The sequence below is a fragment of the Geodermatophilus dictyosporus genome, assembly GCF_900115505.1.
Lineage (GTDB): Bacteria > Actinomycetota > Actinomycetes > Mycobacteriales > Geodermatophilaceae > Geodermatophilus > Geodermatophilus dictyosporus.
Genome location: NZ_FOWQ01000009.1, coordinates 125676 through 141994, shown reverse-complemented (window position 1 = coordinate 141994; position 16319 = coordinate 125676). Strand labels below are relative to the sequence as shown.

10 protein-coding genes are annotated in these 16319 nt (G+C 72.5%); 4 read left to right on the top strand and 6 right to left on the bottom strand.

What is annotated here, in order from left to right:
• Positions 1 to 1011 precede the first annotated feature (1011 nt).
• Positions 1012 to 4671: a MobF family relaxase gene (gene mobF / locus BMZ33_RS19385; protein WP_244524305.1), complete on the bottom strand. Its 3660-nt coding sequence runs from the start codon at positions 4669 to 4671 to the stop codon at positions 1012 to 1014.
• Positions 4672 to 5944: 1273 nt separating this feature from the next.
• Here mobF and BMZ33_RS23525 point away from each other — a divergent pair.
• Positions 5945 to 6115 carry a hypothetical protein gene (locus tag BMZ33_RS23525; protein WP_169064580.1) on the top strand — a complete coding sequence of 57 codons (171 nt, stop codon included), beginning with the start codon at positions 5945 to 5947 and terminating at the stop codon, positions 6113 to 6115.
• A 337-nt stretch (positions 6116 to 6452) separates the two neighbouring features.
• Complete coding sequence (locus tag BMZ33_RS19380; protein ID WP_136697358.1) at positions 6453 to 7466, top strand: hypothetical protein; 1014 nt, start codon at positions 6453 to 6455, stop codon at positions 7464 to 7466.
• Between the two features lie 197 nt (positions 7467 to 7663).
• On the opposite strand, the gene BMZ33_RS19375 is transcribed toward BMZ33_RS19380, so the two are convergent.
• Positions 7664 to 8893, bottom strand: a complete 1230-nt coding sequence (locus BMZ33_RS19375) for a hypothetical protein (protein ID WP_091114981.1) — start codon at positions 8891 to 8893, stop codon at positions 7664 to 7666.
• Positions 8894 to 9125: 232 nt separating this feature from the next.
• On the opposite strand from BMZ33_RS19375, the gene BMZ33_RS19370 reads away from it, so the two are divergent.
• Together BMZ33_RS19370 and BMZ33_RS19365 are read left to right on the top strand one after the other, a co-directional pair.
• Positions 9126 to 9437: an antitoxin Xre/MbcA/ParS toxin-binding domain-containing protein gene (locus tag BMZ33_RS19370; RefSeq protein ID WP_169064579.1), complete on the top strand. Its 312-nt coding sequence runs from the start codon at positions 9126 to 9128 to the stop codon at positions 9435 to 9437.
• A gap of 49 nt (positions 9438 to 9486) precedes the next feature.
• Positions 9487 to 9996: an RES family NAD+ phosphorylase gene (locus BMZ33_RS19365; protein ID WP_169064578.1), complete on the top strand. Its 510-nt coding sequence runs from the start codon at positions 9487 to 9489 to the stop codon at positions 9994 to 9996.
• 495 nt (positions 9997 to 10491) lie between these two features.
• Here BMZ33_RS19365 and BMZ33_RS19360 read toward each other — a convergent pair whose 3' ends face one another.
• The 4 genes from BMZ33_RS19360 to BMZ33_RS19340 form a co-directional block, all read right to left on the bottom strand.
• Positions 10492 to 10968: an ATPase, T2SS/T4P/T4SS family gene (locus BMZ33_RS19360; RefSeq protein ID WP_169064577.1), complete on the bottom strand. Its 477-nt coding sequence runs from the start codon at positions 10966 to 10968 to the stop codon at positions 10492 to 10494.
• 639 nt (positions 10969 to 11607) lie between these two features.
• On the bottom strand, positions 11608 to 14340 hold the full coding sequence (locus BMZ33_RS19350) for a putative bifunctional diguanylate cyclase/phosphodiesterase (protein WP_091114968.1): 2733 nt from the start codon (positions 14338 to 14340) through the stop codon (positions 11608 to 11610).
• A gap of 76 nt (positions 14341 to 14416) precedes the next feature.
• The gene (locus BMZ33_RS19345) at positions 14417 to 15967 is read right to left on the bottom strand and encodes an acetolactate synthase large subunit (RefSeq protein ID WP_091114958.1); all 1551 of its coding nucleotides are present in this window, start codon (positions 15965 to 15967) and stop codon (positions 14417 to 14419) included.
• Entirely contained in the window at positions 15964 to 16284 is a 321-nt protein-coding gene (locus BMZ33_RS19340; RefSeq protein ID WP_091115303.1) for an EthD family reductase, read from the bottom strand. Before BMZ33_RS19340 ends, BMZ33_RS19345 begins: the two co-directional genes overlap by 4 nt.
• Positions 16285 to 16319 lie beyond the last annotated feature (35 nt).

The window sequence follows — 16319 nt, the reverse complement described above, 5'->3', positions numbered from 1 at the left end:
CCCGAGATGAGGGATGTTGCCACCTACGCGCTTGTCTGCAGGTGATCCCCCGCGACGATGATCACAACCTCGTCATTTCTTGACTCCTCGCCGCGAACATCGTCCACTTCAGCCGCCCCGTGCGTACGGATTGGGAACGACCCTGGCAGAAGTCGAATCTCGAGGCGGCCCAATGCGCCGCCCGTATGGCGGCGACGTAAAGGTAGCTTGCCTTCGAAACGTGTGCCACGGAGACGTATGTCCGACGCTGAGCGTTGTCTTTGGGTCGACGAACCGTCCGGTGGCGACGAGTCCAGCCATAATTGACCCGCGGAGCCGGAGATCGCCAATCATTGGCCACGAGTCGAGGCTTGTTACGAGGGCCGGCACGCGCGTGCGACCCTTGATGACCGTATCGACGGACAGCCTAATAGGACCACCCCGGCCCTTCTCCGCTGAGCGCCGCATCGACCGGACGCCGATTCCTCCGTTGCGTTGCCGGGACTGTCCTCCCGTTGCCGGCACTTCGACGGGCGTGGTCTCCAGCGATCTGAACGAGGACGAGGACTGCGCCGGCTGGCTCATCCAGTGAAACTCGATCACCGAGAATCCTCCCTTACAGGGACAGCGCTCCCAGCAGGTAACCTCTCGCGACGCCCGTGCGCTGTCAACGGGGAGCGCAGCCTCTGCGCGCCCGCCAGGTCGGCAGGCGCAAGCGCAGCGTCGATCATGTCGTACTGCGGCCAATCCCTGCCGGACGCCGCTTACGGTGGGCCGCAGTTGGCACGGCATCCGACTGGTGGCTGGTGCCCGTGGCCGTGCTTCACTGCTTTAGCCGCTCAGCGGGCTACAACGACGATCTGGGAGTGCACTTGCTCAGCGCCGGCAGGGCCACTCGGGCAGCCGAGCGGCCCTGCTGGTAAGAGCGCCGGGTTATCTGGCGGCCAATCGACTTCTCCCAGAGTGGGCCGCTTGGGGCGAACGTCGCCTGACGCGGTGCCTACCGGCGGCCCAGCGGCTACAGGGCGCTGCTCATCGTCCGAGGCCTGGAGTGGTTGCCCGTTGGTAGACGGACGGCTTAAGGCGCTCGGGCTGCGGGCGAGGGACGCCTATGGTTGAGGCGTTCGGCCGCGAGGGAAGGGTTGGCAGCCGCTGGGCGTCGGCGTCTCGGGCTGCGCGCCAGGCGTGGCGCTCTGCGGCGAGCCGATCGGTCGGCTGGCTGGGAAGAGCCGGTTCAGTCGTCAGCTGGGTGATGCGCGCATGTGCCTCAGCCAGGTCCTGCTGGGCGGTGGCGATCTGACGGTCGAGGTCGGCCAGCGTCGCCATGGGATCCGGGGTTCGGCCGAGTGCTCCGTACCGGCCAAGCTGTTGGTCCCGTCGGCGGCCGGCCTCGGCCACAGCCCGCCTCGCCTGATCGTGGGCGTGCTGGGCGGCGTGGGCAGCCGCGAGCAGCGTGGCGTGCTCGGGGTGGGCGTCTTCGGCGGTGCGGCGGGCGGCGGCGCCTAAGGCCGCTTGCAGCGCCGGCCGGTTGTCGGGCCGGCCGGCGACCTGCGCGAGCCGGCCGGGGTCAGTGGGCAGGTCCGGGAGGTGCAGGCGCCACCGGTTGGCCCAGTCGGTGAGGTGTTCGGCGGCGCGGGACAGCGTGGGCCGGCGCAGCCCGAACTGGCCCGGGCCGCCCAGCACCACGGTGGCCGCGGCCCGTGCGGAGTCGCGGTCGGTGTCCCAGCGACCGAGCAGCGTGTCCCGGATGCGGTCGGCGTCGGCGGCGACCCGCGACCCGCTGACGGCGGCCCGCCCGGCCGCCTGCCGCGCAGCAGTCTCCGCCTGCCGGCAAGCGTCGGTGAGGGCGGCCAGCTGACCGTTGAGGTCCTGGTGCAGTCCGATGAGCTCTCCCAGGGCCTCGCGCATCGGCTGCAGGACGGCGAGCCAGGTGAGGCAGCGCTGCTCTGCCGTCCACGCCTGGTGCAGCTCCGCGAGCACCTGCTCGAGCGGGCGGGGTGCGGCGTAGTGCGCGGCCTCGGCGGCGGCGAGCTGCGCGGCGTGGCCGGGGCCGAGGTCGGCCCGGTCGCGGCCGAACACGGCGATCCACTGCTTGCGCGCCTCGGCTGGGTCCTCGGCGATCAGGTGGGCGGTGTTGGTGGTGCGGCCGCGGGTCATCCCGACGTAGGCCGACGCCGCGCCGGTGTGCTCGCCGATCACGGTGTGGGCCGCCGGCACGGTGTCGCCTTGCACTCCGTGCGCGGTGCTGGCGTAGGCCAGTTCCACGTGGGCAGTGACGTAGTCGGCGGGCAGCACCCGCTGCCCCGCCCCCGTAGGGGTGGAGGCGCCGGGGGTGACGTCACCGGGAGCCGCGTCGGCAGGGGTGACGATCAGTTCGCCGTGGCGGCCGACGGCGGTGACGGTCCAGGTGTCGCGGTTGGCCACCTTGAGGGCGCGGTCGTTGCGGCGGGTGGCGATCCGGTCGCCGGCGCCGATCCGCTGCCCGGCGCGGGTGGTGACTGCGGCGCGGTCGTCGACGCGGCCGTCGGCGACCAGCCGCTGCCGGATGGCGGCACCGAGCTCGGCGGCCTGCTCGCGGGTGTCGACCACCACCGCTACGCGCTCGCCGTCGCGGTGATGCGCGGCGGTGAGTTCGGCCAGCGCCTGCTGCAGCGCGCCGTGATCGGGGTGCAGGCGTATCTGGCCGCGGGTCACGAGGGCGTCGAACATCGCACCCGGATCCTCGCCGGTGCGCATGGCGAGAGTCAGCTCGGCGTACGCGGCATCCGGGAGCACCCGGCCGGTGTCGTCGGTGCGGGTGAAGCGGTGGACCTCGTCGAGGGTCAGATGCCCAAGCGGGTCGACCTCCCGCACGGCGAGGTCCAGCACGCCGCCGCGGCCGACGGCGGCCAGCTGGTGGCGGTCGCCGAGCAGCGCCACGCGCACGTGGTGCTCGTCGGCGATGGTGAGCAGGACCCGGGCGGTGTCCTGATCGAGCATTCCGGCCTCGTCCACCACCAGCAGATCCCCCATCCGCAGCCGCGCGCCCTCCTGCTCCGGGCCGGCATACACATTGCCGGTGAGCGGGTCGGCGGCGCCGGCGGCCAGCCGGGTCCAAATCCCGTCGCTGGGCCAGCGCCAGCCGTGCTGGAAGGCCAGCCACGCCGCCGAGCCGGTGGCGGTGCCGACCTCGGCGGCGGCGACCTTGGCCGCCTTCAGCGTCGGGGTCACCACCGTCAACCGGCGGCCTTGGGCCGCGAGCAGGTTGCGGGCGGCGGCCAGCAGGGAGGTCTTCCCCGCACCGGCCGCGCCCTCGATCACGATTAGCGGCCGGTCGCCGGCCAGTGCGGCGGCCGCGGCCTCCTGGCCGGGGTCCAGCCCCGCGGGCGCGGACAGGGACAGCGCCGGCTCCGGCCCTCGCCGCGGATTGGCCGGTGAGGGAGCGCTGCGGGTGGCGAACCGGGCCGTGAGGTCGGCCTCCACGTCGAGCACCGGCTGGGACGTCCACGCCCGGACGTGCTCGGACACCGCACCATGCCCGCCGTCGCGGTCCAGCAGCGGCACACACCGCGCCATCGCCCGGGCGGTGAGGTCCTCGGCCAGCTCAAGGCGGACTGCGGCGTCGACGACGATGCCCGCGGCGGCGATCAGCTGCTCGACCTCGCCGCGGACATCGGCGGCGTTCCACGCCGAGCGGCCGGCGGCCAGCCGGGTCAGCACCGTCCCCACCTCGTCGTCCCGGTCGATGCTGCCGACCGGGGTCGGGACCAGGTCCACGGGGCGGTCACGGTCGCGATAGCCCAGAGCGGCCAGCTCGCCCACCCACCGGGCGGTGAGGTCCGCACCCGGTTGTGGGGTGACCTTGTCCGGGCGGCCCTCGGCCCACGCCCGGGCATCCCAGGCCCGCCGCAGCCCCGGTCCGGGAACCTTGCCGGGGTGCGCCGCGGTCCACTCTTGTTCGTACCGGTCTCGATGGCGGCCTATCTGCGCCGCCCGGGCGCTGAACGGACCGACGTACTCGGCGAGCTCCTGTATTTCTCCAGTGCGGTCCAGGGTGTAGCCGTGCGCGGCAAGGGCGGCCCGGAACTGCAGGTCAGTGGCGGCCGCCGCATGTCCGATCCCGTTGACCGCGGCGAGGAAATCCCGCACGCCCACGGTGTGCAGCCCCCGCCAACTTCCGGCGGCGAAGACCCGGGCGTTGACCTGCAAGTGCAGATGCCGGTGCGGATCGCCGGCGCGGGAGGTGTAGTGCCGCACCTTCACCGCCTCCAGCACCTCCACAGGTACCTGGACTTGACCGCCTCGCGGCCCCACCCGGGTGGTGGCGTGCCGCGAGAGCCAGCCGATGATCTGGGTCGCGGCGCGGTCCTGCGCGGCGTCGTAGGCGGCAGCGACGTCGGGATGCAGGGCGGCGACCAGCGACCAGGACTTCGGTCCGTTGACCACGACCTCGACGAACCGCACCGCCCGGTCGTCGGTGCGCAGCCGACCGCGTGCTACGCCGGTGTCGGGGTCCAGGCCGGCGACCCAGGTCTCGTAGCCGTCCCCGGTCAGCGCAGCGAGCTCGGCCACCCTGCCGCCGGCGGCGGTGTAGCGGCGGGCGATTCCGGGCCCCTCGGTGAGGTAGTAGTCATCGGCTCGGCCCCGGCCGGCCTCCACGTAGTGCCGGGCCGCCGCTGGAGCGCCGGTGTAGATCTTCAGGCCGCCGTGCATTGTCAACGCCACCCAACAATGACCAACACGCCACCCCCAGAAACGGCAGTAGGCCCCGCGAAGCGGGGCTCGGACTACCGCTATGGGTAGCATGCGTGCCGCTATTTGGTGAAGAATTGAGCTTGCCCGGAAACGGCTGAAGGGGCGGGCACGAAGACGCTGCGGACGTCATGTCGTTGGTTGTTTACGGCGATTGTCGACTGAGAACAGGTCGCTTTCCTTCCAGTTGCAGGTGCGGACGACGATCAGCTCCGGGGTGCCCCAGCTCGCGTTACCGACCTCCTGCGACCCGGGTAACGTGGATGTCGAGCGGCCGCCGGACGACCAGGCTGCCACGGAGAACCGCTGATGCCCGCGACCGTTCGACGGGCGTTCTTCCCGCTGCAAGCGACCTTCCAAGACGCGCGGCGGCACAACGTCATCCCGTCGAACCTTTGTGAGGCTGCGGCGGTGCCCGAGGCGCTGCCCACCGGCCGCGAGAAGGTCGAGGGGCACTTCCTCAGCCGGGCGCAGGTCGACGCCCTGGCGGCAAAGGTTGCAGAGGCGGACCCGGTCTACGGGCTGCTGGTCCGTTTCGCGGCTGGGGTCGGACTGCGGACGAGTGAGCTGGCGGGCCTGCGCCTACGGAATCTGCGATTGCGCGCCGAGAAGTGGCGGTGGAGCGCACCGCGAAGAACGTGCCCGGCACCGGCTGGGTCTTCGAGGACCCAAGAGCGCCAGGAGCCGGCGACGGGTTCCGATCCTTCAAGACAAGCTGCTGCACAACCTTGGCCTCTACCTGGCGGGCCACCCGCGCCGCGATGAGCTGGACGCCCCGCTGTGGCTCGGCCGGGTCGGAGCGGGTGCGACTACGGCAGCGCGGGCGCGGACCACCTGTGCAACGCCCAGGCGATCTATCGCAACATCTAACCGCCCGGCGGTGGCCGCCGTGGGCCTGCCTGCTGGCGCGCGCACCGGGGTTCGCTTCCACGATCTACGGCACACCTGCGGCAGCCAGTGGGTTGCAGACGGCATGACATGTTCAGCGTGAGCCGGTGGCTCGGGCACAGCTCCATCGCCTTCACGGACGCCGTGTACGCCCACGTCGCCCAGGAGCCCGACTACACCGCCGCCATCAAGCGGACGAGAAGGGCGCGCGGGCTGCAAGGCCACCGCCTCCGACTTTCGCAAGTGCGAACCGGCTGGTAGATTCGTGATCGGTCCACCCCACCGCGACTGCAGAAAGGCTCATCCCCCTCTGAAGGGGATAGCTCTGCGCATGTGGAGGCCGGGGATGGACATCTGGTCGGTACTGACGATCACCGGCGCTCCTGCACTCGCATACGGTGTCGCATACCTCCGCTACGTCGCCTTTATGAAGCGACTTGTCGAGCAGCATGGCGTTGAGGGCCTGAAGGCCGCAAAGGTCGTTGCTCCTCCCCTGCGCCGACCCTCGGTCAAGTGAGAGAACGTGCCTCCAAGCCGCGTAGTTACCCACTCCAAAGTCGAAAGGTTGATTCAACGCCGAGCCGGGATCGGCGCCGTGATCGGCACCGGACAATGACCTTGGCACACCGCTCTGACAGTCCTGACACGCTGCGTTATGCCACAGGCACGACCGGCGGGCGCCCACGCGGGCAGGCCGGCCCGTGCCCGCTGGCCGCGGTGGCCGCCGGGTTAGCTGAGCTCACCCGGCGCACTCAAGTTCGGATCGGGATCGTCGTTTGGGTCGAGCACCGCAGGCCCGGCACAACCCGGCTTTTGGCGCGACGCTAGGCCCTGCCAGCCGCGAGAATCAGTACATGCGACGCGACGACGAGGGCCGGTCAGACGACGAGCCTGTCGGTCAAACCGCAAATCCATCAAGCGACGGGTTGAACAGTACGAACAACGAGGCGCCGCCGATCCAGCTGCTCGTGCGGGTCGGCGACAACCTGCCTCGCGTCACCCCGCCCGGCTACGCGGTCGCCACCGACCTGCTCGCCGAGTTGCTGGACGGCATCGACAGGCCGCACGCGTTCGCGCCCCCTGACCGGCACACCGGTCTGTGCCGAATCTGCGGCGCCACTGCGACGCTGACCTTTGAACACATCCCGCCCAGCTCGGCCGGCAACGATCGGCGCGCGCGCAGTTCGCCGGGCCTGCCGCTACTGACGTCCGACCAACCGCTGAACTTTCCGAAGACCGGCTGGACCCCGGCGCAGCGCGGGGTCGGTGGGTATGTCCTGTGCAAGCCGTGCAACGAGTTTGTCGGCCAGCGCTACATCCTCGAGTACGGCCAACTGGCGGCCGCCCTGCGTAAGCAGGTGGACGGCGCCTTTGCCGCGTTGGGGCACGCTGTCGGCGGGCTGGACCTAGATCTAGCCGGCTGGGCGCTGGGCGACGTGGCGCGTGCGGGGTTGGTCACCGTGATGGACGTCGCCGTCCATGACCGGCTACTGCGTCGCTACCCGGAGCTGACCAATGTCGTGCGGCAACCCGGCACCCCGTTGCCGTCGACGCTGCGGCTTGGACTGACAGTCGTGCTCGGCACCCGTGCGCGGCTATCCAGTCCGGTCTGCCAGGCTGATCCGGACGGGTGCGTGGTGTTCAGCGAGGCCGCACTCGCACCGTTCAGTTGGACGCTGAGCTTCCTAGAGCCCGGACTGCGGTCGCTGCCGCACACCGCCGACGTTTCTGAGTGGCTGCACCACGGCCAGAACCATCGCCCGATACATGCCCAGCTCAAGCTGCCGGTCGGCGCGGTAGTCTCACCGACCCCGGGCGACTACCGACCAGCCTCGCTGATCGAGGCGAATCTTCCCACCGACAGGTAGCCGTCGCAGTCGGGAGACGTCGCCGTGGCAGGCCCACCGGCCGGCCACCTTGAGCAGGCAACCTTGCCGCCGCCGAAAGCCGATCCCCTGCATGTCACGGCTCCGGGCTACTGCTCGACCTTGTTCGCCCAGCCGTTCCCGTGCGGAACGGTGTGCACGTCGCCCTTGACCATCGCGGTCTCCCATGTTTCCTGGTCTCACGCTGCTCGGTGGGCCAGGTTGGCCCGGATGTCGTCGGCGACCGCACTCACATGCCGGTACGTATCCACCGGCAGCCGCCAGGCCACCCCCTTGTCCTGTAGGACGTCGTTGGCCGCCCGCGCCTGGACCGCGGACTGTTCGGCATCGCGGGCGATCTTGTTCAGTCGCCAGCTAGGAGACGCCGGCATCCGGTCGATGTCGGTGAGCTCGTGATGACGGGCCCGGACGGCGTGCTCGCGCCAGTCACTGGTCATGCTCGTGGCCCCGTCGGGACAGCACGAGCTCTCCGGGCAGACCAGCTGGGCCCTAAGGAGGCGGTTGGACAGCAGCGCCTCGGCGTACTTGCGGTCGATGCTGCGGCCGAAGGCGGTGAAGTAGACATTGGCCTCTCCCCCGCCGCCCTTGCGCGGCTTGTCCGCCGGGCGCCGGCGTGCCATCAACTGCGGGTAGTGCAGGGTTTCAGCATGCCCGGGGCCGGTCTCGTAGCCAGCCGCGCCCACACCGGTCAGCGCGGTGCCGTAGACCCCTTGGCGCCAGGGCAGGACGCGCCGTCCGGTGGCGGCGTGGTGGACCGCGGTCATCAGCATGGCGACCGCGTCGTAGCTGGCTTTGCGCTGTTGGGCCCAGGAGAAGGACAAGGCCACGTATCGAGTGTTCATCTGGTCAGCGACGGCCAGGAACGGGTCCAAGCCGGCTGACCACGTGGCCTGGGGGCCGAACTGGCGCAGGGAGGCAGCAAAGACCGGAGCGACGGGGAGGTCGATGTTCTCCCGCTCAAGGTAGCGCGCGGTCCGCTGCAGAAGGTTCTGGTTGACCGCCAGCCAGGCACTGTTGCGTCGGTCGACGTAGACGTAGGGCGGGATGAGGACGGTGGCTCCCTGCTCCCGCTGGAAGCCGATCACCTGATCGATCAGTTCGTCCTGAAGCTCGTGGTGACCGAGGTCGGCGGCGCACAGCTTCTCCGGCTGAGCGTAGGGGAGCGCCGCCCAGCCCTTGCCGGGCTCCTGCTCGTCAGTCAGCAGCGGGGTCAACGGGTCCACCAGGAAGGGAATCGCGGCCACGTCGGCCGTCTCCCGAAGACTGGGACGTTCGACGGCGACGTGAGCGTCGGCGACCACGCCGGTCAAGGGAAGCGATCGAGGAGCCCACAGCCCCGTAGCGGCGGGTGCGCACAGCTTCTCGATGAGCTTGTGATCGGCTCGACCGGCTCGGATCAGCAGGTCCATGTCGCCTCCTCTGTGGACGCGGATCGTCACGCCGGGTGAACGCTACCACGAACTTCAACATGTCCGTAGCGGTGAACCCTGAGGCTCGCTATGGTCGAACCCGGCTAGCCGAATAGCGATCGGCCGCCACCCTCAGGAGGACCCACCCATGCCCACCACCCACGCCGCTTCGGCGGCGCCAACACCAACCCCTCGGGAGCCGTCTGGAGACTCTCCCGTCTACCGCCATGTCGTGGCAGACACCCGCCGAGCGCTGACCTTGGCGGAGATCGGCGAGATCGTCGGCGCCGGCGAGCGGGCCATCCAGAAGTGGGCCGCCGGAACCGCCAGACCCGAGGGCGCCAAGCGGGATCGCCTGCTGGAACTGCAGTACGTCATCGAGGAGCTGTCGGATGTCTACAAGCCCGAGGGCGTTGACATCTGGCTGCACTCACGTCAGCGAGCTCTCGATGGGCGCCGACCACTGGACGTTCTGAAGGACGGAGAGTTCCAGACAGTGCTGCAACTGGTTCAGCGCCTGGCCGGCGGACCGAAGGTCCGCTGACATGCTCAGGTCCACCGCCGAACGCGTCGCCTCAGTACAGCCCGTGCGCGTGCAGGGCACCTTCCACCGCCACGCCGCGCTCAACCGCGACGCGTTCGCCGGTGGCGACCAAGGTCGCTGGGGAGAGAACTTCCCGGTCATCTACCTCGGCCGCCCGGTCGCCTCGGTCACCGCCGAGGCCTACCGCCACCTCGTCGAGGAGTACGGCATCCCTGCCGAGCTGGTGCAGCCCCGCCGGCTCTACACCGTCTCCGTCACCGTGGACCAGGTGCTCGACCTGACCGTGGCCGGCAACCTGGCCGCCGTTGGGCTGACCGAGGTCGACCTACGCTCGAACGTCGACGACTACACCGCCTGCCAGCGCGTGGCCGCCGCCGCTCACCAACTGGAACTCCACGGCGTTCTGGCACCGGCCGCAACCGGCTTGGGCCAGACCCTCGCTCTATTTCGAGAGCGGGTCACCATGGCCGAGATGCCCGTGATCGAACAGGAGATCACCTGGGAAACCCTGCCTGCCGATCCCCGCAAGCTGCGCGCTCTGCCCCCGATGCAGGCGTAACAGACAGCTGGGGATTGGGTAAGCGATCGTTGGTGTCCACATTTGGCCCGGGTCGACCCGGACGACCATGTCCTTCACGAGCTCGCACAGTCAGGCCGGTGTTCCATGCTCAAAGCCTCGGAGAGTCTGTCCGAAGCCAGCCTCCGCGTGGTGACCGGGCTGCCGTGTCTCGCCGTCCACACCCCCCGGCGCTTCCCACAACCCGCTCCATCCAGCTGCCGCTGCTCGGGGGAAGGGTCGGCCGCAGGCCGATCCCGTAGGGACGCGAAGCGCCCTTCTGGCGACCGAGGCAGCTGGCACGCTGACCGGGTGGGGGCGGCGTCCTGAAGCCGTCAGGACCCACACCCCGGGGCGATGATGGGGCGGCGTTGGTCCGCACGGAGTCCGCAGATAATCCGCAAGTCGTCCACGACAAGCCATCGTCAGCCCACGGCTCCCGACACCTATACGCGCAGGTCAGGACGGCGATGAAAGCCGTCTTGGCAGGTCAGCGGATCATGCCGCAATGATGTCGGGGATGACCACGTGCAGCCGCGACCCGTCGGGCAGCACCGCGTCGACGAAGGGCTGGCTCATGTCGATGCGCCGTCCCGAGGTGCGCAGCATCCGCTCCACCAGGTCGGCCAGCTGCCCCGCCCCCAGGATCGTGGTGGTCAGCTCGCTGCGGCCCCGCCGCGCCACGAAGACCCGGCCGGGCTCGTTGACCCAGATCTCCTCGACCTCGGGGTCGTCGAACCAGCGCTGCAGCGGCCCGAACCCGGCCACCCGGTCGAGCACGTCGCGCACCACCGCGTCGGGATCACCGATCGGCGGCAGCGCCGAGGTGAGCGACCGCTCGGAGTAGTCGGCGACCACGTCGCGCACCAGCACCCGCACCGGCGCGGGGTCGGTGAAGGGGTCCAGGCCGCGGCGGCGGATCAGCTCGCGCACCTCGCCGTCGACGACGTCGAGCGCGCTCGTCGCAGTCGGCACCGCACCCCCGTCGACCCGCCGTTCCACCTCCAGGACGACGGGACGATAGGTCGGCGGCGACGCGGCGTGGGCGCCTCGTCAGCCGATCTGTGGACAGCGGCCGCGCACACCACCCGACCGGGCGACCGACGGCCCGGCACACCGGCCGCCCCGGGTGACGGTGTGCGCTGACGGCAGACTCCGGTCCAGGGAGTGCGCCCTCAGCGCACACCACCGGCCGTCGCGGACGTGGAGATGGCGGTCGCGTACCCGGGATGCGGCCCCGCGACGAGGTGATCGACGTCCTGGTCGACGGCGACTCCTCCACCAAGCAGTGGGCCATGACCGGCGTGCACACCGGCGACGTGCCGGGCCTGCCCGCGACCCACCGCTCCTTCCGCATCGTCGGCGCAGGCGCCGGCCGGATCCGCGGGGGGGGGGGGGGGGGGGGGGGGGGGGGGGGGGGGGAGATCGTCGAGCTCACGGAGTGCCGGAACCTGGCCGGCTCCTGGTGCAGGTCGGCGCTCTCCCCGCGCCGACGACCGCGCCTGCGCCCGAGGCTGCTCTCGGCGTCGGTGGTCAGGTGTCGGGAGCACGGACGCTGGTGACGGTCGGCGTGGTGCACACCACCCGACCGGGGGACGGTCCCGGTGCCGGGCGTCAGGCGGGGCTGCGCACCGGCCGCGGACCTCGCGGCGAGGGTACGGCGGCGCCCGGGCAGGCGGCCTGCTCGAGCAGCACGGCCTCGGCGTCGGGGCGCTCCAGCGGCCGGGCGAACAGGTAGCCCTGCGCCGAGTCGCACCGCCCCTCGGCCAGCAGCCGCGCCTGGTGGTCGTGCTCCACGCCCTCGGCCAGCACCTCCAGGCCCAGGGTGCGACCCAGGTCGATGGTGCCGCGCACGATCGCCGGCATCACCTCGCCCTCGGCCATCGTGCTCACGAACGAGCGGTCGATCTTGAGCACGTCGACGGTGAACTGCCGCAGGTGCGCCAGCGAGGAGTAGCCGGTGCCGAAGTCGTCGAGCGCGAGCCGCACGCCCAGCGCCCGCAGCGCCGTCAGCGACGCGGCCGCGTGCTCGGGGTCTCGGACCAGCGCGGTCTCGGTCACCTCCAGCACCAGCGCGCCGGCGGGCAGGCCGCTCTCGGCGAGCGCCACCGCGATCTGGTCGACCAGGCCCGCCGAGGTCAGCTGCGCGGCCGACACGTTGACCGCGATCGTCAGGTCACCGGCGCGCGGGTGGGCCCGCCGCCACGCGGCGGCGGTCGTGCACGCCTCGCGCAGCACCCACGCGCCGATCTCGCCGATCAGGCCGGCCGCCTCGGCCGCGGGGACGAACCGGTCGGGGCCCACTGGGCCCAGCCGCGGCGACGCCCAGCGCAGCAGCGCCTCGAAGCCGGTCACCCGCCGGTCGGCCAGGGTCACCACCGGCTGGTACACCAGGCGGAACTCGCCGCGCTCCAGTGCGCCGCGCAGCTCCTGCTCCAGCTCCCGGGCGGCCTCGGCGGCCGCGCGCATGCCCGGGTCGTAGCGCCGCACCCCGCCCCGGCCGTCGGACCGGGCGGCCTGCAGCGCGAGGTCGGCGTCGGCGATGAGCGAGCCGGCGGTCACGTCCCCGCGGCCGACGGCGATGCCCACGGCGGCGGTCACGGTGACCGAGGTGCCGTCGACCTGGATCGGCCGGGTGAGCACCTCCAGCAGCCGCTCCGCGGTCGTCACGGCCTGCGCCTCGCCGTCGCCGGGCTGCTCGACGAGCACGGCGAACTCGTCGCCGCCGAGCCGGGCCACCGTGTCGTCGGCGCGCACGGCGGCGCGCAGCCGCCCGGCCACCTCGAAGAGCAGCTGGTCGCCGACGTCGTGACCGAGGGTGTCGTTGACCGCCTTGAAGCCGTCGAGGTCCACGGTGACCACCGCGGCCGTGCCGCCGCCGCGCACGGTGCGCAGCAGCGCCTGGCCGACGCGGTCGGTGAACAGCGTGCGGTTGGCCAGGCCGGTCAGCCCGTCGTGCAGGCTGGTGTGCACCAGCATCCGCTCGGCGCTGCGGCGGCTGGTCACGTCGGTGACGTGCAGGACGATGCCGCGGACGTCGCCGTCGTCGGTGAGGTCGACCATCCGGATGCCCAGCCAGCGGTCCTCGCCGCGGCGGCGGGTGACCAGCTCGCCGTCGACGACGGTGCCGCCGGCGGCGAGCACCTGCTGGAAGAAGGCGTCGGCGCGCCCGGGGTCGGCCCCGGCGATCCGGACGGCGTCGTGCACGGTGACCAGCGCCGACGGCTCGACGCCCAGCAGCGCGGCCAGCGGGGCGGGGTCGCTGAGGAAGCGGCGCTCCCGGTCGACGACCACCACCGCGTCGGCCGACCAGGCGGCGAGCTTGGCGGCGTACTGCTCCCGCGAGCGGACCAGGGCGCGGGCGCGGGCCTCGGAGCGCAGCAGCAGCGCCGCCCGCGCGAAGACCAGGACCGCCAGCAGGACCGTGCTGACGAAGGCCGCGAGGCCGGCGGAGCGGCCGCCGAGGTGGGACACGACGTCGACGCTCGGCGGCACCACCAGCGCGGCGAGGCAGACGGCCAGCCGGCCCAGGCCCGAGCGCCCGTCGTCCACACCGGTCGCGGCAGGGGCCGGCACGGCCGGCCGGACCCAGGTGACCGCGGCCAGGAGCAGGGAGCCGAGCAGCCAGCCGGAGTCGGTCCACGAGCCGAAGCCGTCGTTGCCCGACTGCAGGAGGAGGACGACGTCGGAGTACAGCCAGCAGGCGCACGCCACCGCGGCGACCAGCGGCGTCCGGTCCCCCCGGCGCCGGGTGGCCACCAGGCGGACGACCACCGCGATGAGCGCGGCGTCGGCCGCCGGGTAGAGCGCCTGCACCACCCGGTCGAGCACGGAGAGCGAGCCGTCCTGCACGGTCGCCGAGATGGAGAGCTGCCAGGCGACCAGCAGGGCCGCGACCAGCACGACGACCGCGTCGATCCAGCCGGCCAGCTGCTGCGCCCGGCTGGTGCCCTCGCCGTGCGCGAGCCGCCAGAGGCCGGCGGCGAGGACGCCGTAGGAGGCCAGCCAGAGGACGTCGGCCGGGCAGGTGACGCCGGTGGCGCCCGCCAGCGAGTGGTGCAGCTGCCAGACGAGGTCGCCGGCCGCGGACAGTGCCACGCCGAGGGCGACCAGCCGGGTGGCCGGCCGCGCGTCGCCGCGCCGGGAGCCGGCCACGGCGAGGGCCACGGCCAGCGCCACGACGGCGAGGTAGGTCGAGGTGCGGGCGACCGTGCCGGGCAGCAGCGCCTGACCCAGGAGGCCGACCGCGGCGAGCGCACCGGCCGCGCCGAGGACGGCGCGCGGACGGCCCGGGGGCGTCGGGGAGCTGCCGACGGTGCGGTCGGCAGCCCTGGGGGTCGGTGACACGCAGAGCTCATCGGCCGGACCCGGGCCGGACTGGAACCGAGTCGTCCGCCGCTCCCCCCATGGGGGTGCCGCCCGCTCAGCCCGCCGGTCGCAGCACCGCCTGGACCAGGTGCGGGCCGGGCTCGGCCAGCGCCGTCCGCAGCTGCCCGGCGAGCTCCTCGGCGGTCTCGGCGCGGGTGGCCGGCACGCCCATCCCGGTGGCGAGGGAGACGAAGTCCAGCGTGGGGCCGCCGAGGTCGAGCAGCTGCCCGGCACGCTCTCCCCCGCCGCTGGCGCCGACGCGGGCCAGCTCGCCCTGCAGGATCGCGTAGGACGCGTTGTCGTAGAGGACGACGGTGACGTCGAGCTGCTCGCGGGCCATCGTCCACAGCGCCTGGACGGTGTACATCGCGCTGCCGTCGGCCTGCAGGACCAGCACCGGCCGGTCGGGGCAGGCCACCGCCGCGCCGACGGCCATCGGCAGGCCGTCGCCGATCGCCCCGCCGGTCAGCGCCAGCCAGTCGTGCCGCGGCGCGCCCGAGGTGAGCTCGGCGATGCCGACGCCGGAGGTGATCGCCTCGTCGACCACGACCGCCCGCTCGGGCAGCAGCGCCCCGACCACCGCCGACACCGCCCGCGGCGTCAGGCGCCCGGTGGGCAGCTCCGGGCGGGAGGCCTCGAGCAGCTGCGGCTCGGCGTCTCCGGCCACCTGGCCGGCGAGCTCCTCGAGCGCGGCGACGCCGTCCTCGCCGGGCGCCGACAGCACGTGCACGGTGCAGTCGTCGGGCACCGGCGTCCCCGGGACGCCGGGGTAGCCGAAGAAGTGCACCGGCGAGGTGGCGCCGGCCAGCACCAGGTGCCGGGTGCCGGCCAGCGCCTTGATCGCCACCTCCGGGGGGTAGGGCAGCTTGCCGACGTCCGGCAGGCCCGCGCCGCGCACCATCCGCGCCGGGAACGTCTCGGCCAGGAGCCGGACGCCGGTGCCCGCGGCCACCCGCCCGGCGGCGAGCAGCCCGGCCTCCGACGCCACCACGTCGCCGCCGAGCAGCAGCACGGTCGGCTCGCCGGACCCCACTGCGGTCGCCACGTCGGCCACTCCGGCGGGAGACACCTGCGGCCGGGGCCGCGGCGGCACCGGGTCGGCGACCGCGGCGCCGTCGGACCACGACACGTCGGCGGGCAGCACCAGCGTGGCGATCTGCCCGCGCGCGGCCGCGGCGACGGCGTCGGCGGCGTCGGCGGCGACGTCCTCGGGGGTCAGCGACCGGCGGACCCAGCCCGACACCGTGCCGGCCACCGCGTCGATGTCGCTCTCCAGCGGCGCGTCGAGCCGCTTGTGCGAGCGGGTGTGGTCGCCGACGACGTTGACCATCGGCGTCCGGCCGCGGCGGGCGTTGTGCAGGTTGGCCAGCCCGTTGCCCATGCCCGGTCCGAGGTGCAGCAGGGTGGCGGCGGGGCGGCCGGTCATGCGGGCCCAGCCGTCGGCGGCCCCGGTGGCGACCCCCTCGAACAGGGTGAGCACGCCGCGCATCTCCGGCACGTCGTCGAGCGCGGCGACGAAGTGCATCTCCGAGGTGCCGGGGTTGGCGAAGCAGACGTCGACGCCGGCGTCGACGAGGGTGCGGATGAGGGCCTGGGCGCCGTTCACCGGGAGACGTGCACCTCGGTCACCTCGTAGTGGGTCATGGTGGCGCCGCCGCTGGCGAACTTCGGCACGTCCCGCGCGGTCACCTTGCCCTGGTCGGAGGCGAAGGCGGCGCCCATCGCCTGCTCGGAGTCGAAGTCGAGCTCGGCGACGAGGTAGGGCGCGGGCTGCGAGGGGTCCATCGACTGCGGCCGGCCGGTGGTGAGCCGCACCAGCCCGGGCATCTGCACCGCGAGCGGCGTGTGCGTGTCGCGGTAGTAGGCGTCGAACTGAGCTGGGTCCTCGGGCTGTCCGTAGCTGACGACGAGCCTGTGCACCATGTGCGCCACCTCCGCGGTCGGCCCGGGCACCGCTG

Excerpts from the sequence above, each read along its gene's own strand:
- mobF (WP_244524305.1), bottom strand. The coding sequence starts at position 4,671 with ATGCACGGCGGCCTGAAGATCTACACCGGCGCTCCAGCGGCGGCCCGG.
- BMZ33_RS23525 (WP_169064580.1), top strand. The coding sequence starts at position 5,945 with ATGGACATCTGGTCGGTACTGACGATCACCGGCGCTCCTGCACTCGCA.
- BMZ33_RS19380 (WP_136697358.1), top strand. The coding sequence starts at position 6,453 with ATGCGACGCGACGACGAGGGCCGGTCAGACGACGAGCCTGTCGGTCAA.
- BMZ33_RS19375 (WP_091114981.1), bottom strand. The coding sequence starts at position 8,893 with ATGGACCTGCTGATCCGAGCCGGTCGAGCCGATCACAAGCTCATCGAG.
- BMZ33_RS19340 (WP_091115303.1), bottom strand. The coding sequence starts at position 16,284 with ATGGTGCACAGGCTCGTCGTCAGCTACGGACAGCCCGAGGACCCAGCT.